This window comes from Pediococcus inopinatus, assembly GCF_002982135.1.
GTDB lineage: Bacteria > Bacillota > Bacilli > Lactobacillales > Lactobacillaceae > Pediococcus > Pediococcus inopinatus.
This window is the reverse complement of record NZ_CP019981.1, coordinates 561,290-584,466: the sequence shown is the minus strand read 5'-3', so window position 1 is coordinate 584,466 and position 23,177 is coordinate 561,290. Positions and strand designations below refer to the sequence as shown.

The following is a 23,177-nucleotide window of genomic DNA, read 5'->3' as shown; positions in this document are numbered from 1 at the left end:
CGGGTATCCTTAGAGATTTTAAGGAACTTTAACCATTGTTAGTTAAATAAAAAAGGACAATCTCAACTAAAAAATTGAGTTTGTCCCCCCCCTGTTTACGTAATTTTATAGCTTGGCTGTTAATTTAACTTCCGGATATTTGCCTTTAAACCAGCGTTCTGCGAATTCATTTTCAAATAAGAACAGTGGCTTGTCAGCACGATCCTTCACCAATAAGTTTCGTGAAGATGACATCTTTTCATCTAATTGATCAGACTCAATCCAGCGCGCAATCTTTTTACCCATTGGCTCCATCACGACTTCAGAATGATATTCATTTAACATCCGGAATTGGAAGACTTCGAATTGAAGTTGGCCAACCGCACCTAAAATATAATCACCCGTATTGTAATTTGTGTACAGCTGAACTGCTCCTTCTTGCACCAGTTGTTGAATTCCTTTATGGAATGATTTTTGTTGCATCACATTTTTAGCAGCAACGTGCACAAATAGTTCTGGCGTAAATTGAGGAAGCTTTTCAAACTGAACATCATGCTTCCCGGCATAAATGGTATCACCAATCTGGAAATTTCCCGTATCATATAAGCCAACGATATCACCGGCCACCGCCTTTTCAACCGTATGCCGGGAGTCCGCCATAAATTGGGTGGAGTTTGACAAACGAAGAACTTTTCCCGTTCGCTGCAACGTCACATCCATTCCGCGGTCAAACTCACCCGAACAAATTCGTACAAAGGCAATGCGATCCCGGTGGTTAGGATTCATATTAGCCTGAATCTTAAAGATAAATCCAGAAAACTCTGAATCATTTGGTTTAATAACTTCACCAGCGCGATCTTCGTGTGCAGCAGGTGCTGGTGCGTATTTCAAATAAATATCAAGGAAAGTTTTAACGCCAAAATTAGCTAAAGCCGAACCGAAGAAAACGGGGGTTAAATCTCCCGAGGCAATCTGGTCTTCATCAAATTCATTTCCGGCTTCACTCAATAATTCCATGTCACCTAGCGCGTCTTGATAAGTACTATCTTCTGTTAAAGGATGATCACTTGATAATTTACCGTCTTTATCCAAAGGCAAATATTGATTACCATCTGCATCTTTGCGATATAAAACGATTCTCTCATTGTAACGATCGTATAATCCTTGGAGACCCTTACCCATCCCGATTGGCCAGTTCATTGGGTAAGCATTGATTCCCAAAACTTCTTCAAGTTCATTGACCAAATCTAAAGGTTCGCGACCATCACGATCCAATTTATTCATAAAAGTAAAAATGGGGATTCCCCGCATTTTACAAATTTGGAATAATTTCTTAGTTTGGGGCTCAATTCCTTTTGCAGAATCAATAACCATCACGGCAGAATCCACCGCCATCAGTGTTCGATACGTATCTTCAGAGAAATCCTCATGTCCAGGGGTATCCAAAATGTTAATTCGTTTGTCACCGTAATCAAATTGCATAACCGAACTTGTAACCGAAATGCCCCGCTTCTTTTCGATTTCCATCCAATCAGACTTGGCAAAACTACCTGATTTACGAGCCTTTACCGTTCCAGCCTCGCGCACAACGCCACCAAACAATAATAACTGTTCCGTGATCGTTGTTTTACCAGCATCCGGGTGAGAAATAATGGCAAATGTTCGCCGTTTGGCAACTGCCTGATCTATTTTTGTTTCGCTCATAACTAATTTCCTACTTCCTAATTGCATTCACAATATAATTTACTACTTTTATCCGGATAATACATCCCAAATTAAGAATAACGTATTTTTTACAAAAAGTGCGCTGATTCGACTTCAATTTGGCTATTTTCTTACTAGTTTATAACTAATAAAAAAACTGAGGATTTGCCCCAGCTCCGTTTTATATTTATTTTTGTGGTTCGTCTTTACCGCCAAGACCCAAATCACGTTTGATCTTGGTAGTAGAAATGCCTTCTGTTCGGGGAAGATAGACAACTTCACAGTAGTCTTTTAAGAAATCAAACTTACCCTTCCAGTCATCCCCCATGACAAAGGTGTCAATATGACGTTCTTCAACATCCTTGATTTTTTGATCCCAACCTTTTTCAGGAATAACTTCATCCACATAACGGATAGCTTCCAAAATATACTTACGATCTTCATAGCTTGTGTAAGCTTTTTTGCCCTTTAAGGCGTTAAACTCATCCGTTGATACACACACTGTCAAATGGTCACCCAGTGCTTTAGCTCGCTTTAGCAAACGAATATGTCCCTTATGAATTAGATCAAAAGTGCCATAAGTAATTACCTTTTTCAATGTTCATTCTCCTAAGAATAATATTAAATACTTCATAATACTACCACATGTATAGCGCCCGATTCCAGTAAAATAGGAATTAATTAACAGGGATCCTCGTTGCTTTTGCTTGTTTAGTCCAGCCTCACTCGTCGCTATTCAAAATCCAAATGTGGTAAATAAACTCAACTAGGACTTTTACCACCGCATACGCAGGGATTGCTAAAATCATCCCTGGAATTCCGGCAATTTTACCAGCTGCTAGCAATAAGATAATAATCGTAAGTGGGTGCACCTGTAAACTACGTCCAATAATATTGGGATAGATCAAGTTTCCATCTACTTGCTGGACAATCAAGACAACGACCACGACCCATACGACTTGCATGGTCGACTGGGTAAGAGCCACCAGTAAAGCTGGAAAGATTCCAATGTATGGGCCCACATACGGCACAATGTTGGCAATTCCGGCCACTACTCCGAGCAATAGCGCATACGGCTGCCCAATAATCATGTAGCCGATTGCCGTAAATGTTCCAACAAAAATACATTCCAAAACTTGACCAGAAATATAAGATGATAACGTTGCGCTCATTTTTTCAAATAAATCTTGGATGGTATCCGCATTTTTGGCAGGCAATAGCCGTTTGACAGTTGGCATGAGTTTCCAGCCATCTTTCAACATATAAAACAGCATAACCGGTACCGTAATAACGACGATGGTCACAGAGGTAACTGTTGAAATCAGGGTTCCAATGCTGCTTGTCATCGTGCCCAGAATTGATTCCGCATAGGTTCCAATTGAACTATTCATCTTTTTTATATACGGATCCAGATCAACATTTTTAATCCAATCCGAATGTTCAACAAAATGTTGGGACGTCTTTTGAAGGTTGCTGGCAATGGTTGGCAAGCTTTCAATCAGTTGGGCAATCTGGTTAACTAGTTTGGGAATCATCCAACCCAGGGCATATCCGATCACACCAAACAACAATACGAAGACGATCACAACAGCCCAAGTGTGGTTGATATGAAATTTTTTATACTTAATTTTTTGAATTAGTTTAACTAGGGGATTTAATAAATAAAACAAAAATCCCGATAAAATAATGGGCACAAACACGGTAGAAATGAAGGTTCCGATCGGTGCAAACAAAAAATTAATTTTTGTACATACGTAAATCAAGCTGGCCACAATTAATAACTCTAATGACCAGAATAAAAGCGGGGATTTTCTGATTTTATCAAACATAGCATGACTTCCTTCTAAATGTAATTAGCATTCTACAGAATCTTTCAGCTTACGTAGAAACGCCCCATTTTCGTTATTTATGATAGTCCTATTATAAGCTACTCAGGTTCATTTGACTGCTTATTTTCCCAAAAATCTTTATACAGAAACTGGCAACATTCGAGAATCTCAAACATTGCCAGTTAGTTTTATGCAGAATTAAAAATCGGCTAACCGATCCAATTCATTATTACGACCAAAATTAACGCCGGTTATTACGATGAACAAGTTCCAGATAACGGCTATACCAAATATTAATAAATTCATCAGAAAACGGCCCTGCCCCTTTATCAATCCAATCTGTCAGTGTCAACACACTTGATTGAATGATCTGCTTAGTATCTTCTGGATAGTGCCATTGCTGACTAAAGCGCTCGTATTCGTCAACATCTAATAACTTTCGCTCTCCATTCGGATAAACTTTTATATCCAAATCATAATCAATATACTTCAAGGCTTCCTCATCTAACACATACGGAGAAGCTAAATTACAATAATTTGAGACGCCGCCTCTACGAATCATGGTGACCACATTAAACCAATAATCTTTTCGAAAATAAACGATGGCTGGTTCACGCGTTACCCAGCGTCGGCCATCATCCTCAATGACTAATGTATGATCATTACAGCCAATAAACTCGTCATCACTATTTTTTAATACCATTGTATCTCGCCATGTACGATGTAAACTCCCATCATGTTTATAGCTTTTGATCGCAATATAGTCCCCCGCTCTGGGTTTCTTAGACTTGCGATTCATTGATAACACAGCTTTCCAATTCCGAAGGTTTTTAAAACTTAGAATTCCACTTGTCATTATATCAAAAAAGCCACCTCAACAAAAGAACGAGACTTGTTCACGGGGCATCCGGTTTTATCTAGATCGCTATAATTAGTCTAATTTAATACATTCCTTGCATTAAATTTTGATAAATCTGAGCACACTGCTTTTTTAAAGCCGATTTTTTCAAATGATAATTACTCAACATCACGACCGCATTTTGACCATCTCGACTGATCATCACACCACTTTCTTCTCCGTAACCAACGCCGTGACTCCAATAACTGGTCGGACTTTTGGAATAAAGGCCCCCGCCATACTGGCGAATACCACTCGCCTCATGCAAAATAGCAGTATTTTGGGCGGTTAAAAAACGGGCCTGCAGGATTGCTTGGGTTACCTTGTAAAAATCCCCGGTACTCATGTACACATTTCCGGTTGCTAACTCGTTGTGCTGACTAGCAGCTAACTCGTGATAGGCATGCAAATAATTAATTGAATTATCCGTAATTGGCTGATTAAGATATGGCGTGGATAGCCGAAGTGCTCGGTCTGCCTGCATCACAAACCCTGTGTTGTGCAATTTTAATGGGGTAATAATGTGGTGGGTAAAGATGTGATAATAAGTTTGACCCGTTATTTTCTGCAAAATGCCCGCCAGCAATGTATAATTAATCGGCTGATAGGACCATTGATTATTTTTGGCCGCGACAAACTGCACATGGCGCGCCGCATAATCTGCGACTCCTTGACTAGAAAGAACTTGCTTGGATAATTGCTTAATTCGTAACCCCGTCTGCATATTCAGCATAGATCGAATTGTAATTTGTGAAGCCCCGGTAATTGCTGGATAAAATTCAGCGAGGTGATCGGTCAAACGCAAATTTCCGGCCTGAACTTGTTGCATAATCAACATTGCCGTCATTGATTTTTGCATCGACAGAATTTGATACTCTGAGTTAGCAGTATTTAAAGCTTTTTGCTGATAATTTGCATATCCATATCCTTGGTTATAAACTGGCTTGCCATTTTTAACGATTAACAGCGTGCCTACAAACCGATTTTTGCCCACAATCGGACTCAATAACCGTTTAAATTGACGGGTTTGTTGGGTTAGTCGGGGTGGTTGCACCACAATTTTTTGTGGTCGAAAAGTTTTCCCTCGTGGCTTATGGACCGGCACTTTATTCTTAGCCCGAAAGAAGTTTACAGGGTATCCAGCCTGCTGCATCCGATAACTCTGATACCCAATTTTCAAACCCCAAAATCCCAAGCCTAATAAAACCACAAGCAAAATAAACCGCCATAAATTCTTTTTCATATTGTGTAACTCCCCCCTGCTTAAATCTCTTCTGAATCTGTTTGCTGCTCTAATAAAACGTTAATCGCATCAATGCTGAATCCTTTCCCATATAAGGTTCGCTTGGTCCGCATTTTGCGTTGTGAAAAGACATAGCGCCGATTACGTCGCCAAACCTTGGCAAACTCCGCATTGAGCTTTTCATTTTCTAACTCAGGATCAGCTTCAAAATGAGTCTGTTCCAAAATCTGGGAGATCACATCCCCCGAGAAACCTTTTGTCATCAAACCTTGGCGAACTTTTTGTTTCATTTTCGTTAACGGTTCTCGCTGGTAATGGTGCGCAAGCTTTTTCGCAATTTCTATCCCATTTTGAACCTGATCTTCATCCGGATATTCGGCTAGTCCTTGATCAATGTCATTTTCCAAAACCCCTTTTTGACGGAGATTTCTTCGAATCACAATTGGCCCCTTGTCAGAAGTTCGTGCCATGGTGCGGACATAGCTTTCTGCATATTGCTCATCATCCACTAAGTTCAAGTCCCGTAATCTAACTAACGTCGCTTGAATGGTGGGTTCCGGAATTTCTTTTTCTTTTAATTTTTGTTCAATTTCATGTTCCGTTCGTAAATGACCGGATAAAAAAGCAAGAGCTTTGGAGTACGCTTTTGACACATCATCAGCGGCTAAAATCTCAGCACGGAGCTTTTTGTCGATTTCCATCCCTTTAAAAATCCGGAATTTAATCATTACATCTTCACTGATGGGAAACGCATAATGTTCGTCGATAAAAACGTTATAGCGCCCTTTTCGTTTTTGCGTGGTAATTTTAGTAATTTTAGGAAGTGACTCTTTTTCTGCCATTTCAGCCTCCTTGTCTCAGCAAAACATTCACTAAATTGTGTTTCTCTGCTATAATTCTTTAGGACTTATTAGGGTGAATCTTAAACCTAATTCAGAATTTTCGTATGATGACTACCACCATGTTTTAAAGAAAGTGAGGAACCACCACATGCCAACTGCAAAAGTTGTTTTTGCAACCATCACCGGTAACAATGAAGATTGTGCCGACATTATTACCGAAGCCTTAGAGGATTTGGGCGTCGAAGTGGACGAATCAGAAATCTCTCAAACGGATGCTGACGAATTTAAGAACTTTGATATTTGTGTTGTCGTGCCCTATACCTATGATGAAGGAGCCTTACCAGAAGAAGGGATGGACTTCTATGAAGAACTTCCCGAATTAGACCTAACTGGTAAAATCTTCGGCGTGGCTGGATCTGGCGACGTATTCTATGAAGAATTTTATTGTGTTGCCATTGATCAGTTTGCTGAAGCTTTCAAAAAGGCCAAAGCCACTCAAGGTGCCGAACCAGTAAAAATCAATTTAGCTCCCGAATCTGAAGAAGATTTAGATCAACTAGATGCTTTCGCCAAAAATCTAGTCGATAGCTACACAGCAAGTCAAAAGTAGAAAAAGATTGAAACTTGTTTACCCCTGTTTCAATCTTTTTTTGTGTCCTGTTTGCGAAAAATAATCCATTTACTAAAGACATAATTTACGATCACAACCACGACATTATCAACTAACTTCATTAGAATCGCATTCTCACGCAACAGGGAAACCCCGATCCACATAATCACAACTTCCATAAAATAAGTTAATAAGCGAAAGAAGAAAAAGGATCCAAGCTCTCGCCAAAAAGCGCCCCACGTAGAGTAGTTTGAACTAAATACCCAAACTTTGTTGGTGAAAAACGCGACCAACACAGACGCAATCCACGCAATGGCCGTCCCAACCTGATAGTTCCAATTTGTATACAGATCAAATAATGTGAATACCCCAATATTGACGACCGTTGTTAAGGCGCCAAATACCAAGTACAAAATGATGGCTTTATTTTTTGTTATAAATGCTTTCACTAGTCATTAACTCCGATTATCATTTAATTTTTTGGCCAAAAAATCCAAAATGTGTTTTGCAGCGTGACCGTCACCATAAGGATTCTTGGCAGTCGCCATTTTTTGATAGGCTTGCGAATCATCCAACAAGGTTTCCATAGCTTCTTTTACAGTTACAGGATCGGTCCCGACTAACTTTAAGGTACCCGCTGTTACTCCTTCTGGGCGCTCTGTTTCGTCCCGTAACACCAAAACTGGTTTGCCGAGCGACGGGGCCTCTTCTTGTACGCCCCCAGAATCCGTCATAATAAAGTAACTATGCGCAGATAAATTGTGAAAGTCCACTACATCTAACGGGTCAATCAAGTGAATGCGACTGTCATTGCCCAAAATCTCATTGGCAACCTTTTGCACGGCCGGGCTCAAATGAACGGGATAAATAACTTCTACATCAGCATGCGTATCAACGACTTGCTTGATGGCTTTAAAAACGCGTTTCATGGGTTCGCCCTGGTTCTCCCGACGATGCATCGTCAACAAAATTAACCGATGTCCGGGGGCAACCAAATCAAGCACCGCATGATGATAATCATCTTGAACAGTCTCTTTTAAGGCATCAATTGCCGTATTACCAGTTACCACAATGTGATCGACAGCATGATTTTCTTTCAACAGATTCTGCTCACTTAACGTTGTGGGCGCAAAATAAAAATCTGCCAAAACGTCAGTTAACTGGCGATTCATTTCTTCTGGAAATGGTGAATACTTGTCCCAAGTTCGCAAGCCGGCTTCGACATGTCCCAGGGGCACCTGATTATAAAAGGCACTGATACTGGCGGCAAACGTGGTCGTTGTATCGCCATGAACCAAAATAACATTTGGTTTAACTTCTTGAATAATCGTATCTAATTTATTCAAAACGCGCCCGGTAATCTCACTTAGCGTTTGGTTAGGCTTCATGATGTTTAAATCATAATCCGGCTTAATCTTAAAAATATCGAGAACTTGATCCAACATTTCTCGATGTTGCGCGGTCACCACTGTAATGGGATCAAACTCGCTACTTCTCTTATTCATTTCCAAAATAATTGGAGCCATTTTGATCGCTTCTGGCCGGGTGCCAAAAATGGACATGACGCGTAATTTTTTCAAGGTAAGCCTCCGTATTTAACCATCTATTTTTGTTCTTTATAAATCAGTATAACGCGCCCACTCTTAATATTTAAGCCCTAAACTTATTTTTAGCATAGAATTAATCACCCTCTAAACAAAAATTCGCAAATCTTTAAATTCTCTTTTTCAGAATTCAAAATTTGCGAACTTTTTTATTTAGCTTCTACTTTTCCTTTTGGTTGTAATTTAAATAATAGATTTAATACAACTGCCACAATACTTGTGACTACGACCCCATTACCTAGAATTAAGTTCAATTCAGAAGGCATCGCTTGAAAAATGCTAGGCACACTGGAAACTCCCAGCCCGGCCCCAATGGAAACCGCCGCAACAATCAAATTACGACTGTCATCAAAGTTGACATTTTTTAAAATACGCACACCTTGTAATCCGACTGTTCCAAACATAACCAACATGGCTCCGCCCAAAACTGGGGTTGGCACAACCGTTGCCAAGGCCCCAACCTTTGGTAATAATCCTAAGATTAAGAGAAATAGACCGGCAAAGTAAATTGGTTTACGCGTTTTAACGCCTGAGAACTGCACAATTCCCACGTTTTCTGAGAAGGTAGAATATGGGAAGGTGTTGAAGATTCCACCTAACATTTGCGCAATTCCTTCTGCACGGTAACCACGTTTTAAATCATCCCCCGACAAATGTCGATTGGTCATATCTCCTAAAGCGAAGAATACTCCCGTTGATTCGATCATGGTCGTTAATGCGATCAGGATCATAGTAAGTGAAGAGGACCATTCAAAATGAGGCACGCCGAACATAAAGGGTTGTGGAAACCGGAACCAGCTACTTTGCGAGACGCTGCTCATTTGAATCATCCCCAGGGCACCGGCTAGTGCGGTTCCGGCCACCAAACCAATCAAAACGGCAATCGACTTAATGAAACCACGGCCCCACACGTTCATCGCAATAATGACTGCCAGTGTGAAACCACCCACTAATAAATTGTTGAACGACCCAAAATCATGAGCACCAACCGTACCGCCACCCAAATCGGTGATCGCAACGGGCATCAAAGTAAAGCCGATGACAATGATCAGCGAACCGGTGACCACTGGTGGAAACAATTTGCGCATTTTAGAAAAAACGCCGCTCATTAAAAAGACAAATAATCCCGAAACAATAATGGCGCCATACATTGTGGTAATGCCAAGCGTTTTCCCGATTGTTCCCAAGGGGGTAATTACTTGAACTGCACAACCTAAAACTACTGGCAAACCAATGCCCACCATACGCGTGCGATGGACTTGTAATAGGGTGGCAACTCCACACATGAATAAATCCATGGAGATCAATAAAGCCATCTGGGCGGCCGAGAAATGAACGATGGCGCCGATCAAGAGCGGAACCATGACATCTCCAGAATACATCGTTAATAAATGTTGCAAACCCAGGACTGCGGCATGTCCATTCGAAGTACCGTCTTCTTGTGGAACGCCCTCTCCTGCGTCAAAATCAATCTGTTCTTGTGCCCATTCTTCCTTTGAAACCAACACGTTACCCCCTGTTGAATCCATATATAACCTATATCACTGCAAAACAAAAACGATGTCCGCAAATAGAGACATCGTTTGATGAGTTTATTGCGTATAGTCCAGAATTTACGGTTCTGGGTAGAAACTCGCCAACCATATTAAGGCGCTTATATATGCATTTCGATTTTAATTACTAAAATACTATAACACTGAATTTTTACTTGGACAACGGTTGTTAAATCGCATGAAAACGGCACCATCCTAGGGATTAATCGGATGCTGCCGTTTTTAAAAAATTATTTAGCTGGTTCTTTTACTTTGATGCTCTTAACTTCGTAACCTAATTTTGTAACAACCTCTGCCAAGGCATCAGCGTTATTGACGGTTTCGTCAAAGTCAATCTTAGCCTTGCTGGCGTTAAATAAAACTTTCACTTTTTCTACTCCAGCTTGTTTTTCCAAAGCGCCTTGAATCTTTTGTAAACATGATGGGCAAGTTAATGCACCTAATTGTAAAATTGCTTTTGTCATTCTAAAAACTCCCTTTCTTAACTTTATGAATTCATTTTAAGGCCAAATCAGTTAATAAAACTTGATCAACATCAATTTTTGAAAACTTTTTTAAATTTATTTTGCTCCGACGGCATGATAACGAATCAGGCGCATCGCATTGAAGATAACAACCAAAATGCTGGCTTCATGAACAAACATTCCACTGGCCATGTAGATATATCCAAAGATCAACCCGATGAGTAAGAAAACCACTGTGCCAATGGCAATCACAATGTTTTGTCGGGTGTTGGCAACGGTCTTTTTAGCCAAGCCATACGCATGAACCAATTCTTGGAAACTAGATTGCATCAAGACAATGTCAGAAGTTTCAATTGCGACATCTGTTCCGCCACCCATGGCGATCCCAATATCGGCCGTTGCAATCGACGGACTATCGTTAATGCCGTCCCCAACAAACGCTACTGTATGTCCAGTATCCTTGAGCTGTTTCACAAAGGTAACTTTATTTTCTGGTAATAAATTTGCATGGACTTCATCAATACCCAGTTCTGAAGCAACGTGAATAGCGGTAATTTCGTTATCTCCTGTCAACATTACCAGCTTTTTAATGCCAAGCTTCTTCAATGCTGCCAGGTTCTCCTTAACATTATCACGAATCACATCAGAAACTCCAATGATCTGTTGCACTTTTTGATCAATCGCTACGATGACTGTAGAGCTCCCAGTCTCTTGAAGTTCCTTTAAATTAGCGTCTTGTTCGTCAGTGAGATCAATATGATTGGCTGCCATCAGTTTAAGGTTCCCCACTAAAACTTGATGTTGTTCAATTTCAGCTTCAATCCCTTGTCCCTTAACCGTATTATTGGAAGTAATTTTTAAATCTTGGAAATCAATTTCATTTTTAGTTGCGTAAGTCGTGATTGCTTTTCCTAAAGGATGATCAGACTGACTCTCCAGTTTAGCAGTCAAAGCTAAGCCTAATTTTGGATCATCTGCATAGTTCTTAATGGCAGAAACCTCTGTGTTCCCTTTCGTCAAAGTTCCTGTTTTATCAAAGACTAAGGTATCAACTTTAGCAAACGTATCAACAACTTCGCCACCCTTGATCAAGACTCCGTTTTTCGCACCATTACCAATTCCGGCAACGTTTGAAACGGGAGCACCAATGACCAAGGCTCCAGGGCATCCAAGCACTAGGACCGTGATGGCTAACTTGAAGTCTCCAGAAATAAACCCGACTAGGACAGCTAAAACGAGGACCGCTGGCGTATAGTATTTGGCGAACTGATCAATAAATTTTTCTGCGTGAGACTTAGTATCCTGCGCATCTTCAACTAATTCCACGATTTTGGCAAACGTTGTGTCGTCACCGACTTTGGTAGCTTTAATCTTTAAGGTTCCGTTATCTAAAATCGTTCCGGAGAAAACACCGTCGCCCACTTGTTTAGTGACTAATTTAGATTCACCAGTAACACTTGCTTCATTTAAATAACCGGATCCTTCAACAACATCCCCATCAATTGGGACTTGACCACCGGTTTTTACGAGAACCACATCGCCTTCATCAACATCGTCAACGTCAGTTTCTACAACAGAACCATCCGCTTGAACGACCCCGGCTGTTGTGGGTGCCATTTCGGTCAACGTTTTAATGGATTCACGCGTTTTCGCTAAAGTTTTAGTTTCTAGAAAACTTCCAAAGAGAAATAAAAATGTGACAATTGCCGATTCATTATATTCTTGAATCACAAAGGCACCAATCACGGCGATGCTTACCAATAACTCAATTCCGATAACCCGAACTTTCAAAGCCTCAACAGCCCGGATAACAATGGGCACTGCGGCAATAATTGAGGCAAGGACAAACGCCACTGTATATAACATTTGGGAACCCAGTGCCTCGCCCAGAAAACCAACGGCAATCAATGCTGCCGAAGTCCATGTAATTGGATTAATATTTTTTTGTACAACCTGCTCAAATTTCATCATAATCATTATCCCCTTGTCTTATTTAATAAGTCTAATATAACCGGAAAACTAACCTTTGAAATTGACTGAGATCAAGTTACAGGATTTATATTTATTTTTATTCTGGAAATTTGGCGGTTGCTTGCTTATGCCCTGATTTTATGGCAAAATACGAAAGGTAACCTGTCTCCGTGGCTCAACTGGATAGAGCAATCGCCTCCTAAGCGATAGGTTGCGAGTTCGATTCTCGCCGGGGACATCAAAAGGACGAATGTGCTAACCCAATTAAGGGATTAGTTCATTCGTTCTTTTAGTTTAGCCGCTTTTAGGAAACTGGACACCTGGAATACCAACTTCATAAGTCCACTCTTTGATTACCTTCAGACCATCAGTACGATAATATGCCGCAATCAATTATTCTACTCACCCCAATAATTCAATGCATATTAATTAAACCAGCGTATTAGTATGAACTAACTTTGTAAAACTCGTTCTAGCAAAACAGATATTTTTTTCGCGTATCAAATGATATTTGCCGGATTTCATAAAAAAAGCCCCACTGAAATTAATCAGTGAGGCTTATACTCTCTTAAACTCTTTTAGGAGGGGCTCAAGAAAGGTAGTTGTGCATCTCCACAGCAATAGATTATTTTACACCCTTAATCAGTTTATTCAAGCTTTTTGTTTAAAATAAAGTTTTTATTCATAAAATTAGTCAAAAAGCTTCCCCCTCGCCTTCTAAAAGCACAAAAATATTTATATTTATTCTGACAAACTCTTTTTTAGCTTCTCCGATGACATAATGTGTCGTTTCATAATTGTACACTGTCACTAGCTATTGAAATAGCTGAAAACATAGAAAAACAGGAGGAGTTTATTTATGGTTAAGAGATTTGGAATTAAGAAAGTTATCATTACCTTATTAGCAGGCGTTTCATTGGTGGGAGTCGGTGTCGCTGCAGGAGCTACATCATCTTATGCAGTGGGTCAACCGGCAGTTGCACATGCTGCTGATGCTTATCCTATAGTACATGCTAAAGTACTCGTAGGTAATAAAACGCGTGATATTGTCTTTGAAAGTTGGGGTGCAAGTAATATAACCAATAGCAAAGGAGTAATTACCCAAAACTTGAAAGGCTTTGCCGGAGCTCCAAACATTTCGGGATATACACCCAACCGCTTTCGCGTAAATTTCATATACACAGCTGCTACTAAAAAGACTAGATTGTTAAACAAACTGTACTACACAAAGACAGTACTTCCCGTTACTTATAAAACACAAAAATTATCAAAACAAGTTAAAGTAACCCCAGGACATGACTTCTACAATCATGTATCAGGTAGCAAGTACGCCACAAAACGGACTCATTATGGCAAGACATATAAAGGTAAGACAGTCACTGTCAACATGAGTGGTGTTAGAAAAGGTACTAAAACACCCTACTACCGTTGCGTTTATAAAGGCAAGACAATTGGCTGGATTTACGGTGGCGCATTGGTAAATGTCACTACTTACAAGACTGTTAAGAAAACAGCTACAGTAGTCGCAAAACCAACTAACAACTTTTACAATCATGTAACTTCAAGCGTCTATGCAACTAAACTCACTCATTACGGTAAAACGTACAAAAATAAAAAAGTTACCATTAACATGCAAGGTACGCGTCAAGGAACCAAAACTCCTTATTATCGTTGTGCTGTAAATGGTAAAAATATTGGCTGGATCTACGGCGGTGCATTATCTAACGCCCGCTAAACACAACCTATCTCAAAGCTAAGACAAGCATCTCCAAACTTGTTTTAGCTTTTTTTATGCGCTTATACAATAAAATCGCCAAACCTCTCAGCCTCCAAGTCATAAACCTTGGAAACTAAAAGTTTCAGCGATTGCACATTTGAACTGAACCCCGATAATTGGAGTAATCCAAATTATCGGGGTTTTGTTATGTTCTCAAAGGAAAATAAAATAAATGCAGTTTTAGAATTAACTAGTGGCCTGCCGCAAAGTATTATCATGAAAAAGTACGGTATCAAGGGCTCTGCCACTTTATATGAATGGAAACGCAGGTTAGAACAGTTCGGTGTTGAAGGTCTAAGTTTAAACCATAGGAAGACTTACTTTGATTATTCGTTTAAAATGAAAGTAATTAAATGGCGTTTAGATCAAAATGCATCCTTGCCGATAACTGCTAAGCAGTTTCGAATTAAACATTCAGCTGTAATTTGGCAATGGGAACGAGCTCTTGAACAAGGACGCCTTAATCCTAATCAAAGGCGGTCAAATACCATGTCAGATAGTAATAATGAAAAGTCTAAAAAGGAATTAGAAGAAGAAAACCGTGAATTGAGAGTTAAATTAGCTTATTTGGAAAAATTGCACGCCTTGGTTCAGAAAAAGAAAGCATTAAAAACCAGGAAAAAGCACAAATAGTTGCTGAATTAAGGCGTGATTTGAACGAAGTGCTTAGCTTTATTTTAAAAGTTGTCGGTATGTCAAGTAGTAGTTATCATGATGCACTTAACCGACAATATAAAACTAATTATTCCCAGGACTTAGTGGATGAAATTCTTCAAATTAGACAAGATAATCCAGATTTCGGGTATCGTACCGTTACCGATGCATTAAGGAACAACGGTAAAATTGTTAACCATAAAGTGGTATTAAAGATCATGAAACAGAATGACGTGCTTTGTCATGCTTTTGATCGAAAAACTAGAAAATATAATTCTTATCGAGGTACTGTTGGTAAACTTGCTAAAAACAAACTGAATCGCAGATTCAATACGGATCGACCTTATCAAAAAGTAGTGACCGATGTGACTGAAGTTCGCTGGGGTTCTGGTTCGATTTCTGAGCGTGCTTATTTTACTTCATTTGCTGATCTTTACAGTAACGAGATATTGTCATGGAATATTGGTCTTAGCCCTAATGTAGCGTTTGTCACAAAACCTTTAATGGATTTAATTCGTTCAAAACCACAATTACCTTATAAGATGACAATTCATTCAGATCAAGGTTTTCAATATCAGAATTATCAGTATGTTTCTAAGCTAAAGAAAAACCACATTATGCAGAGTATGAGTCGCAAAGCGACTTGTCTGGATAATGCGGTTGCTGAGAGTTGTTTCCATATTTTAAAAGTTGGAACGGTGCATAATAACCACTATTCCTCCTACGAAGAATTAAGAATAGCCATAACTGAATACGTTAGTTATTATAATAATAAAAGAATTAGAACAAAACTGGCCGGAAAAACTCCGGTACAATACCGAAACCTATCCGACCAGTTGGTTGCTTAAAATTCACTCCAAATTAGGGGGTTCAGTTCAATTTTATTTTTTATCAACTAACTGGTCTTTTCTAATTCCCGTAACAGCTTCCATACCTTCGCGGGTCACAACCAATTGTTTACCAAACTTGCGAATGGTACCTTCTGGGAACCGTTTTGGATACTTATTGAAAATGGTCCGTACGTAATCCTTTTGTTTACCCCACATTACACTGGCTTCATGGCTACCCATGTAGTCTTCGTCATTCAAATCAATTTTCAGCTTCTTCATTTATTTCTTCCTCTCTTTTTGCGCCTACGCAACCTCTTTTATCCATAAAATGGAAAACACGCCTGAACCCAAATGAGCACCAACAACTGGACCGATTTGCCCGGTTTCCACAGCTGCCACGTTGGTTAATTTGGATTGAATACTTTGTTGCCACTTCTCAACTTCTGGTTCGTTATTTGTTCCACATAAAAACACGCGAACTGTGTAGGGTAGGTTTTTGGTTTCTTCAAGAAACCAGCTGACAATGTTAGTTCGGGCTCGTTTCATCGAACGCACCTTATCGACAGCTTCAATATTATACTTCTCTTTGTTTAGTGATAAAATCGGTTTAACTTTCAACAATGATCCCACAAACGCCGATCCACTTCCTAAACGACCACTGTGGACCAAGTTTTGGAGGTCATCCACGATAAAATATTCCCCAATTGTTGCTTTCAACTCTGTCATTTTAGCGATGATTTCTTCTGCTGAACTACCGGCAACTGCCATCTTGGCCGCTTGAATCACCATGTATCCCATGGGTTGGACGGCAATTTGGGCATCGACCACATGAACCTTGATCTCAGTTATCCCCGCCGCAAATGCATGTAAATTGTTAATAAACCCACTGATCCCACCGGATAAATGAATACTGACAACCTCTTCATAGCCAGCTTCTGCCAAGCTATGATAGAGTTCGCCCATGACTCCCATTGAAGGTGGTGCCGTAGTAGGAAAAACCTTTTCTGTTTTCAATCGTTCATAAAACTCCGCGTCGCTAATATCGACTCGTTCCCGATATTGTTGATCACCGAAGGCCACCGAAATTGGCGCCACCGTAATATGCAGCCTGTCACAAATATTTTGAGCGAGATACGCGGTACTATCAGTTACAATTGCAATTTTAGTCAAAACTTTCACTCCCATACCTTGAGAGTGCCTTAAAAGGCATCTTGCACGAAACTAATCCCTTTTAGACACGTTTAGTTAGTGATCAAATTATACCCTGTATCCCACTAAATAACCGCCATCATGCTCAACTAATTCCGCAAATACCCGTGTATCAGACTTTTAAACATTTTCATCTCGTGACACGCGAAATTGAATTGTCACAATCACTAAAACGTTGCCATCTAAATTACCTCACATTATTAACTACCCTCCATAGAGATTACTAGCTAAAATGCAGAAAGTCAAAGAATTCGAAGCATTGCGCGCCGCAAAAAAATTCAGAATCGCCATTTACCGGCAATTCCGAATTTTAATTTAACTATTTTGTAACATACATACCCTTCCAGTTCCATGGAACACCGGCAGTGTTGTATACATAACCTTTAACTTTAGTATTAATCAATTGTGGAACCACTCCGTTAAATAATGGTGCGTTTCCTTGTTGATTCATCAAAATCTTTTCGGCTTTAACCATGTCTTCCCAACGTTTTTGTGTATTGTTAGCATCGGCATTGTTAGCTTTATCGATCAAAGCATCGTATTCCTTGTTGCTCCACTTACCATTATTAAAGCTGTTGTCTGATGTAAACAAGCCCAAATCAGAGATTGGATCTGAGAAATCAGCTCCCCAGTTTGTGATAACTAATTGGAATTGTCCCTTAGCAGAACGTGCTAAACGAGTCTTGTAAGGAATTGATTGGATGTTGATCTTCAAACCAGGTAATTTTTCTAGCTGAGTCTGCAAAAATTCTGCTGTTTTCTTAGCAGCTTCAGTATCGTCCGCAGTTAAGGTGTAAGTCACACTCGTCTTACCTTCTGCTTTCAAACCTTTAGCCCAAAGTTTCTTAGCTTTTGCCAAATCATAGGTCACTCCGGTACCGGTGTACGCTTCTTTAGCGAAGTCCTCACCGGTCTTCGGATTAGCTGCCAAACCATCTGTCACAAATCCCTTAGGTGCCGTTGACCCATCGGCTAACACTTTGCCAACCAACTGTTTCCGATTGACGGCAAGAGACATTGCCTGCCGGATATCGACATTTTTGAAGACTTTAACTTTTGCGGTGTTGTATTCAAGATAAGAATTACGAGCCTGACGACCTAAGAAGAAGGACTTGTCATTCTTCATATTCGCAACTTGGGTTCCAGACAAAACAGTCTGATCAACTTGTTTGCCTTGGAATAAGTTCAAGCCAGTCTGGGTATCCTTAACAACTTGATCGTTAATTTTGGTTAAGTAAACGTGCTTCTTATCCCAGTAGTTCTTATTTTTAACAAGGGACCATTTGTTATTGGTTCCCGTCCAGCCGGTCATTGTGTAAGGACCATTATAAACTTGGTACTTGCTTTGAGTTGCGTACTTATCACCATATTTCTGAACCACTTTTTGATCTTGTGGGAAGAAACTTGGGAAGCCCATTAACAACTTGAAGTAAGGAATGGCTTTTTCAAGCGTCACGGTCAATTTATAGTTTCCATCGGCTTTAATTCCTAAACTGCTAACTGGTTTTTTGCCGGCCTGAATCTGGTCGGCATTTTTAATCCCACTGTATAAGTATGCGTATTGTGAACCTGTCTTAGGGTTGTTAATTCGTTGCCAAGAATAAACAAAGTCTTTAGCAGTCACTTTATCGCCATTACTCCATTTAGCATTCTTTCGAAGGGTAAATGTGTATGTCTTCCCATCTTTAGAGATCGCAGTTTTCTTCGCAATTCCTGGTAATACTTTATTATTTTTACCTAAGCGATATAAGCCTTCTCCTACATTATTCATAGCATCAAAACTAATTTGGTCGGTTGCAAGAGATGGATCCAGCGAAGGTAATTCCGCCGTTTCTGTCCAATTCACAACTTGTTTATCTGCTAGGTTACCCTTAGTAGCAGCACTGTTTGAAGAGGAACTCCCATTCCCACAAGCGGCTAATAAGAGTAACGGTAATGCCACCAACAGCGTTACTGAACTTTTCTTGATTTTCATAAATTCTCCAACTCCCTATGTTTTAAAACTGATTATGAGAAAAAATCTAATTATAATTTAATAACAAATATAGCTCATAGGAGGTGTTCTGTCAACTTCAAAATTAAATTAAGATTAAATAGTACCGTTAAACTGTGATTTTTATGAGGAAAATTAAATTTAGCCGAAAAAAAAACAGCGATATTTTTCAATATCATTGCTTTCGTATTTATATCTTATTAGGCTTCAAGCTTGGTTGCTTCTGCGAAACGGACAATCACACGACCGTGAAGATCATGTAATTCTTCGCTGCGAGCTTCTGCAACACTGTCTGCATCAATATCAATCAAAATTGAATTTTCGTAAACCTTACCTACTTGGCCATCAAAACCGGTTGGGAGTAAGGCAGTTTTTTTAACGTGAACTCGATCACCAATATCAAATGGTTTGGGTTCAACTTCTTCTTCTTCTTTTGGAACTCTTTTATCGATCTTTTTTTCTACTTTTTTTTCTGCCATGACTAACATCCTTTCCTAGGGCGTATCTTCACATTATAAAGCCTTTTGCCCGATAGGTAAAGCCAGACGCTAGAAACTCTTTTGACCGTTCATTAATTTAATCGTTTTCTTCCATGATAAACTGTGGCGTTCATTCTTATTGAGCTTCTTGTAATAGAGTTGCGCTTCAGGACCTTGGCCCCACATCGCAAGTGCTTTGTAGTTTCTACCGTTCTTACCACGGACGGTGACTAGTTTGAAAAAGAATCCGAATCCCCAACGTTTGTCAGATAATGAGTAGCTGCCTTTGTAGTAATATTTAAAGACCATATTTTTACCATATGTTCTCTCCATAACGGTATGATTCAAACCCACCATTGAACTCTTTTTAATATTTAAACCAGTCCGTTTAGTTAAGTACCAATTCCCGCGCATTGCAACTGGAACAGATCTTCTAGAAGCGGCCTGACTTGTCGTATTATTTGTTACTAAAAACAAACCCATCGCCATACTTACTATTAATAAAAATCGCATTACTTTTTTCATCAAAACCGCCTCCAAAATGTTACATTAATATTACAATCTCTTTACAGGTTCATCATATAGCATTCCAGATTTGATTGCAATACCTTTTTTTAAAAGTTTAAGGAACTTCGAAGGCCTTAAGAAAAAGTTAACGAAAAGCCGCGTACTTATGGGTTTCCTTCAAAGAATATTTGCGATACAATGGAAACATTAATTAATTTTGGGAGGTGGTCAAGTGACGATTCTGAAATACGTGCCGTTTGTAATAATTTCAATGCTGGTCGCAATCTATAATTTACAAAATCTCAAGCAGAAACCTTCTATAACTGCTGGAATTGTGCGCCTCAGTTTTATCGTTTACGCTATCAGCGTGTTCTACTTAATCTTTACCCCGGGCGTCTACTCCTTTGGCTCTGAATTATACTCACACGCAATCCATATTGGCTACGCTAAGGTCATTATGACCCCTTATCAGGATTATGGCATGCAAGGCATGTTAAACATCGTGATGACCGTCCCAATGGGTGTCTATCTCTATATCTTTGGCCACAAGGATCGCCCACTGCTAATTGAGGTCCTGCTCATCGCTTTAGGTTTCGCCCTATTTAACGAAGGCGGCCAATTTGCATTAGATCAAGTCGTTCACCTCAACCGAACTGTTGACATAATGGATGTGATCCACAATGCCGCTGGTGTGGTAATTGGCTTCTACTTGATGTCCCCTTTCAATTTATTCTTAAAAACCGAAAAAAACGACCTTCAGAAAAGTAAATTCTGAGGTCGTTTTTGTATTTATTCAATTAAAGGGATAGTCTTAAATAATCTACGACAAAATTCTTGTCACCGTTTATGCAAACATTTCTGCACTAATTTTTAATTTTCTCAAATTCAAAGCGGAACCTGCAAAATGCCTATACTTTCGTGGACCAAGTAATTGAATATTTGTTGAATCCTTTTTATTTGATTCAATCTTCATTAACCTTAATTCACGTTGGTTTGCAAAAAAGCTATCTTTTATAAAAGCTTGGCCTTCGATATGCTGCATTCTAAACTCATTATTTACAGCTTTTTGCATACAATTTGTGTACTCTATCATTGACCAAGTAAAATCTGGATTATTTTTATTTGTTTGAACCAGCGATTGAAGAAAGTCGTTAGCATCATAAAATACAGCATCTCTTTTTTCTCTTATTTTTTCTAAATTCTTTGCTGCGTTTGGCTTCAGCATATACCAACTATCATTCAATTTATAGAAATCTCTTTCTTTATCTAATAAAGTAAAACAAGCAATTTGAATTTCATCAACAAATTTATATGATATGCTTGACTCCATTTTAATTTCTCCATCCGAAAAAGACTGTCGCCAGGTTCCTTCGTGTTTATCACCCCGTTGCTCATCTTCAAGCCCTTTAAAGAACTTTAACTGTCGCATATATATTTTCCCGCTTAATAAATCTTTCACATATTCCGGCAATACAAACTTTACAACCATTTGTTGGCCCGGCTTTAATATTGTTGGATTCTTAAATAAATTTAGATAGCCTTCATTATTGTCCATTTGACCTTCTCCATTTCTTAGTTCAATAAAATATTGACTTTTAGTTATATAATTTCAAAAAGACATTTGAATGGGTCTACACTTTCTGGTATTGGTGAATAACTAATACCGGTTTTTTGTCTGTTTTGAAAATCAGAAAAATAAAAAAGGACATCTGTCCTCTTTGTGCTACGATTTAATCGCCAAAACAAATCGAAAAGAGTAAATTCAGATGTCCCTAACTAATTCTATCTTATGCTTATTCGAAATAACAGACCCAAACTTAATTGTCACTGGTATTTCTAAAGAACGGTGTTCCACAAACCAACGTATTCATGTCGTCCATGCAACTTTGTCTTATCAACTTTTAAAGTGCCCACATTGTGGCCATAAAAGCTTAATTAAAAACGGAACTCACATGAGTCACCTGCGTTTAGGAACCTTATCCGGTGGTCGTTACGAAATGCATTTAAAACGTCAAAGATACCAATGTAAAGATTGTTCAAAAACCTGTGGTGCTAAAACTAAGTTGGTTAATCGTAACGAAACTTTCACACATAATATCAAACATCAAGTGATCGTTTTGGCACGCGATATGTTGACGAGTAAAGAAATTGCTAAACTTTGTGGAATTTCGCCAAGCAGTGTTCAACGAATCCTAAATGCCAATATTCACTTAGCCTATCGTGTTAAACATCTCCCAGAGAATCTTTGCTTTGATGAATTTCGTTCCTGTAATCACTGGATGTCCTTTAATTGTTGCGATGCCATTAGTCATCGCCGAATTGTTACTTTAAAAGATCGGCTAAGTAAAGATATCATTGACTACTTTGAAGCTCGTTTTTCGGTTCAAGAACGTGCCCAAGTTCAATCAGTGACGATTGACATGAATGCTGAATATGGCAGCTTCATTCATCGCTTATTTCCCAATGCGGCCACGATTATCGATCGTTTCCATATTATTCAACTGGCTGGGCGTGCCTTAGATAATGAACGCACGCAGACCATTCGTACTATCCAAGATAAGCATTCACGAATTTATCATATTTTAAAATCTCAATGGCGTTTATTTCATCTTGATGAAATAAAAGTTAATGATTCTAAGGCTGTTTATTTACGCGGAATTAACGAGTATATGACGCAACAAAACGCCATTGATTTAGCTCTAGACGCTTTTCCCAGATTTAGATCTGTGTATCAAACCTATCAAGGTATCTTAAGTGCCATACACCAAAAGGATGCTAATGCGTTCCAATCCTTACTTACTAACTACCAACCCACTAGTAATCAAATGGACATAACGATCAACACGTTTATCAAAAATGGTTCAGCCCTTCTAAACAGTTGTCGTTATCCATTTTCCAACGGTCCAATTGAAGGACTTAATCGTAAAATCAAGGCATTAAAGCGTAACTGTTTTGGTTTTCGAAATATTGACAACTTCTTTATCCGGATTAGTTTAATTCATGAGTAAACAAAAAGCACATTCACCGAAGT

The 23,177-nt window shown here is 39.2% G+C and carries 23 protein-coding genes, 1 tRNA gene and 1 riboswitch; of the genes, 7 read left to right on the top strand and 17 right to left on the bottom strand.

Annotated features, from left to right (window positions below; genetic code table 11):
• Positions 1-105 precede the first annotated feature (105 nt).
• From PI20285_RS02985 to recX, 6 genes are all read right to left on the bottom strand, one after another.
• Positions 106-1,683, bottom strand: a complete 1,578-nt coding sequence (locus tag PI20285_RS02985; RefSeq protein ID WP_057774167.1) for a peptide chain release factor 3 — start codon at positions 1,681-1,683, stop codon at positions 106-108.
• Positions 1,684-1,870: 187 nt separating this feature from the next.
• Positions 1,871-2,281, bottom strand: coding sequence for a glycerol-3-phosphate cytidylyltransferase (gene tagD / locus PI20285_RS02980; RefSeq protein ID WP_057774169.1), 411 nt, complete (start codon positions 2,279-2,281; stop codon positions 1,871-1,873).
• A gap of 124 nt (positions 2,282-2,405) precedes the next feature.
• Positions 2,406-3,512, bottom strand: coding sequence for an AI-2E family transporter (locus PI20285_RS02975; protein WP_057774171.1), 1,107 nt, complete (start codon positions 3,510-3,512; stop codon positions 2,406-2,408).
• 241 nt (positions 3,513-3,753) lie between these two features.
• Complete coding sequence (locus PI20285_RS02970) at positions 3,754-4,311, bottom strand: DUF402 domain-containing protein (protein WP_057774189.1); 558 nt, start codon at positions 4,309-4,311, stop codon at positions 3,754-3,756.
• Positions 4,312-4,453: 142 nt separating this feature from the next.
• Complete coding sequence (locus tag PI20285_RS02965) at positions 4,454-5,653, bottom strand: serine hydrolase domain-containing protein (RefSeq protein ID WP_057774173.1); 1,200 nt, start codon at positions 5,651-5,653, stop codon at positions 4,454-4,456.
• A 20-nt stretch (positions 5,654-5,673) separates the two neighbouring features.
• The gene (recX, locus tag PI20285_RS02960) at positions 5,674-6,495 is read right to left on the bottom strand and encodes a recombination regulator RecX (protein WP_057774175.1); all 822 of its coding nucleotides are present in this window, start codon (positions 6,493-6,495) and stop codon (positions 5,674-5,676) included.
• Positions 6,496-6,643: 148 nt separating this feature from the next.
• On the opposite strand from recX, the gene PI20285_RS02955 reads away from it, so the two are divergent.
• Positions 6,644-7,105: a flavodoxin gene (locus tag PI20285_RS02955; RefSeq protein ID WP_057774177.1), complete on the top strand. Its 462-nt coding sequence runs from the start codon at positions 6,644-6,646 to the stop codon at positions 7,103-7,105.
• Positions 7,106-7,134: 29 nt separating this feature from the next.
• Here PI20285_RS02955 and PI20285_RS02950 read toward each other — a convergent pair whose 3' ends face one another.
• The 5 genes from PI20285_RS02950 to PI20285_RS02930 form a co-directional block, all read right to left on the bottom strand.
• On the bottom strand, positions 7,135-7,554 hold the full coding sequence (locus PI20285_RS02950) for a GtrA family protein (protein WP_057774180.1): 420 nt from the start codon (positions 7,552-7,554) through the stop codon (positions 7,135-7,137).
• Positions 7,555-7,560: 6 nt separating this feature from the next.
• The gene (gene wecB, locus PI20285_RS02945; protein WP_057774182.1) at positions 7,561-8,685 is read right to left on the bottom strand and encodes a non-hydrolyzing UDP-N-acetylglucosamine 2-epimerase; all 1,125 of its coding nucleotides are present in this window, start codon (positions 8,683-8,685) and stop codon (positions 7,561-7,563) included.
• A gap of 173 nt (positions 8,686-8,858) precedes the next feature.
• Complete coding sequence (locus PI20285_RS02940) at positions 8,859-10,181, bottom strand: nucleobase:cation symporter-2 family protein (protein WP_057774191.1); 1,323 nt, start codon at positions 10,179-10,181, stop codon at positions 8,859-8,861.
• 110 nt (positions 10,182-10,291) lie between these two features.
• Positions 10,292-10,391: riboswitch (purine riboswitch) on the bottom strand.
• Positions 10,392-10,492: 101 nt separating this feature from the next.
• Positions 10,493-10,726, bottom strand: coding sequence for a heavy-metal-associated domain-containing protein (locus PI20285_RS02935; protein WP_057774184.1), 234 nt, complete (start codon positions 10,724-10,726; stop codon positions 10,493-10,495).
• A gap of 96 nt (positions 10,727-10,822) precedes the next feature.
• Positions 10,823-12,694, bottom strand: a complete 1,872-nt coding sequence (locus PI20285_RS02930) for a heavy metal translocating P-type ATPase (RefSeq protein ID WP_057774193.1) — start codon at positions 12,692-12,694, stop codon at positions 10,823-10,825.
• Between the two features lie 167 nt (positions 12,695-12,861).
• Here PI20285_RS02930 and PI20285_RS02925 point away from each other — a divergent pair.
• The 4 genes from PI20285_RS02925 to PI20285_RS02910 all read left to right on the top strand — a co-directional run bounded on the left by PI20285_RS02925 (position 12,862) and on the right by PI20285_RS02910 (position 15,976).
• Positions 12,862-12,935: transfer RNA gene (locus tag PI20285_RS02925), tRNA-Arg, on the top strand.
• A 621-nt stretch (positions 12,936-13,556) separates the two neighbouring features.
• Positions 13,557-14,432, top strand: coding sequence for a GW dipeptide domain-containing protein (locus PI20285_RS02920; protein ID WP_057774187.1), 876 nt, complete (start codon positions 13,557-13,559; stop codon positions 14,430-14,432).
• 189 nt (positions 14,433-14,621) lie between these two features.
• Entirely contained in the window at positions 14,622-15,107 is a 486-nt protein-coding gene (locus PI20285_RS02915; RefSeq protein ID WP_105782181.1) for a helix-turn-helix domain-containing protein, read from the top strand.
• Positions 15,108-15,127: 20 nt separating this feature from the next.
• On the top strand, positions 15,128-15,976 hold the full coding sequence (locus PI20285_RS02910; RefSeq protein ID WP_245080623.1) for an IS3 family transposase: 849 nt from the start codon (positions 15,128-15,130) through the stop codon (positions 15,974-15,976).
• 33 nt (positions 15,977-16,009) lie between these two features.
• Here the strand turns inward: PI20285_RS02910 and PI20285_RS02905 are convergent, their stop codons facing one another.
• The 5 genes from PI20285_RS02905 to PI20285_RS02885 all read right to left on the bottom strand — a co-directional run bounded on the left by PI20285_RS02905 (position 16,010) and on the right by PI20285_RS02885 (position 20,164).
• On the bottom strand, positions 16,010-16,237 hold the full coding sequence (locus PI20285_RS02905) for a helix-turn-helix domain-containing protein (protein WP_057775573.1): 228 nt from the start codon (positions 16,235-16,237) through the stop codon (positions 16,010-16,012).
• A gap of 24 nt (positions 16,238-16,261) precedes the next feature.
• The gene (locus PI20285_RS02900; protein ID WP_057775575.1) at positions 16,262-17,128 is read right to left on the bottom strand and encodes a DegV family protein; all 867 of its coding nucleotides are present in this window, start codon (positions 17,126-17,128) and stop codon (positions 16,262-16,264) included.
• A gap of 358 nt (positions 17,129-17,486) precedes the next feature.
• Complete coding sequence (locus PI20285_RS02895; RefSeq protein ID WP_105782179.1) at positions 17,487-19,142, bottom strand: peptide ABC transporter substrate-binding protein; 1,656 nt, start codon at positions 19,140-19,142, stop codon at positions 17,487-17,489.
• Positions 19,143-19,360: 218 nt separating this feature from the next.
• Positions 19,361-19,639, bottom strand: coding sequence for a hypothetical protein (locus PI20285_RS02890; protein ID WP_057775553.1), 279 nt, complete (start codon positions 19,637-19,639; stop codon positions 19,361-19,363).
• A gap of 69 nt (positions 19,640-19,708) precedes the next feature.
• Complete coding sequence (locus PI20285_RS02885) at positions 19,709-20,164, bottom strand: hypothetical protein (RefSeq protein ID WP_057775555.1); 456 nt, start codon at positions 20,162-20,164, stop codon at positions 19,709-19,711.
• 214 nt (positions 20,165-20,378) lie between these two features.
• Here PI20285_RS02885 and PI20285_RS02880 point away from each other — a divergent pair, with 214 nt between their 5' ends.
• Positions 20,379-20,921 (top strand): VanZ family protein, encoded by a 543-nt coding sequence (locus PI20285_RS02880; protein ID WP_057775557.1) that lies wholly within the window; start codon positions 20,379-20,381, stop codon positions 20,919-20,921.
• Positions 20,922-20,990: 69 nt separating this feature from the next.
• On the opposite strand, the gene PI20285_RS02875 is transcribed toward PI20285_RS02880, so the two are convergent.
• Positions 20,991-21,701 (bottom strand): hypothetical protein, encoded by a 711-nt coding sequence (locus PI20285_RS02875; protein ID WP_057775559.1) that lies wholly within the window; start codon positions 21,699-21,701, stop codon positions 20,991-20,993.
• 211 nt (positions 21,702-21,912) lie between these two features.
• Here PI20285_RS02875 and PI20285_RS02870 point away from each other — a divergent pair, with 211 nt between their 5' ends.
• Positions 21,913-23,154 (top strand): ISL3 family transposase, encoded by a 1,242-nt coding sequence (locus PI20285_RS02870; RefSeq protein ID WP_245080621.1) that lies wholly within the window; start codon positions 21,913-21,915, stop codon positions 23,152-23,154.
• Positions 23,155-23,177 lie beyond the last annotated feature (23 nt).

Bases quoted from the DNA above. Each gene is read 5' to 3' on its own strand.
- PI20285_RS02985 (WP_057774167.1), bottom strand. From the start codon at position 1,683: ATGAGCGAAACAAAAATAGATCAGGCAGTTGCCAAACGGCGAACATTT.
- PI20285_RS02975 (WP_057774171.1), bottom strand. From the start codon at position 3,512: ATGTTTGATAAAATCAGAAAATCCCCGCTTTTATTCTGGTCATTAGAG.
- PI20285_RS02970 (WP_057774189.1), bottom strand. From the start codon at position 4,311: ATGAATCGCAAGTCTAAGAAACCCAGAGCGGGGGACTATATTGCGATC.
- PI20285_RS02965 (WP_057774173.1), bottom strand. From the start codon at position 5,653: ATGAAAAAGAATTTATGGCGGTTTATTTTGCTTGTGGTTTTATTAGGC.
- recX (WP_057774175.1), bottom strand. From the start codon at position 6,495: ATGGCAGAAAAAGAGTCACTTCCTAAAATTACTAAAATTACCACGCAA.
- PI20285_RS02955 (WP_057774177.1), top strand. From the start codon at position 6,644: ATGCCAACTGCAAAAGTTGTTTTTGCAACCATCACCGGTAACAATGAA.
- PI20285_RS02935 (WP_057774184.1), bottom strand. From the start codon at position 10,726: ATGACAAAAGCAATTTTACAATTAGGTGCATTAACTTGCCCATCATGT.
- PI20285_RS02930 (WP_057774193.1), bottom strand. From the start codon at position 12,694: ATGAAATTTGAGCAGGTTGTACAAAAAAATATTAATCCAATTACATGG.
- PI20285_RS02920 (WP_057774187.1), top strand. From the start codon at position 13,557: ATGGTTAAGAGATTTGGAATTAAGAAAGTTATCATTACCTTATTAGCA.
- PI20285_RS02915 (WP_105782181.1), top strand. From the start codon at position 14,622: ATGTTCTCAAAGGAAAATAAAATAAATGCAGTTTTAGAATTAACTAGT.
- PI20285_RS02905 (WP_057775573.1), bottom strand. From the start codon at position 16,237: ATGAAGAAGCTGAAAATTGATTTGAATGACGAAGACTACATGGGTAGC.
- PI20285_RS02895 (WP_105782179.1), bottom strand. From the start codon at position 19,142: ATGAAAATCAAGAAAAGTTCAGTAACGCTGTTGGTGGCATTACCGTTA.
- PI20285_RS02890 (WP_057775553.1), bottom strand. From the start codon at position 19,639: ATGGCAGAAAAAAAAGTAGAAAAAAAGATCGATAAAAGAGTTCCAAAA.
- PI20285_RS02885 (WP_057775555.1), bottom strand. From the start codon at position 20,164: ATGAAAAAAGTAATGCGATTTTTATTAATAGTAAGTATGGCGATGGGT.
- PI20285_RS02875 (WP_057775559.1), bottom strand. From the start codon at position 21,701: ATGGACAATAATGAAGGCTATCTAAATTTATTTAAGAATCCAACAATA.
- PI20285_RS02870 (WP_245080621.1), top strand. From the start codon at position 21,913: ATGTCCCTAACTAATTCTATCTTATGCTTATTCGAAATAACAGACCCA.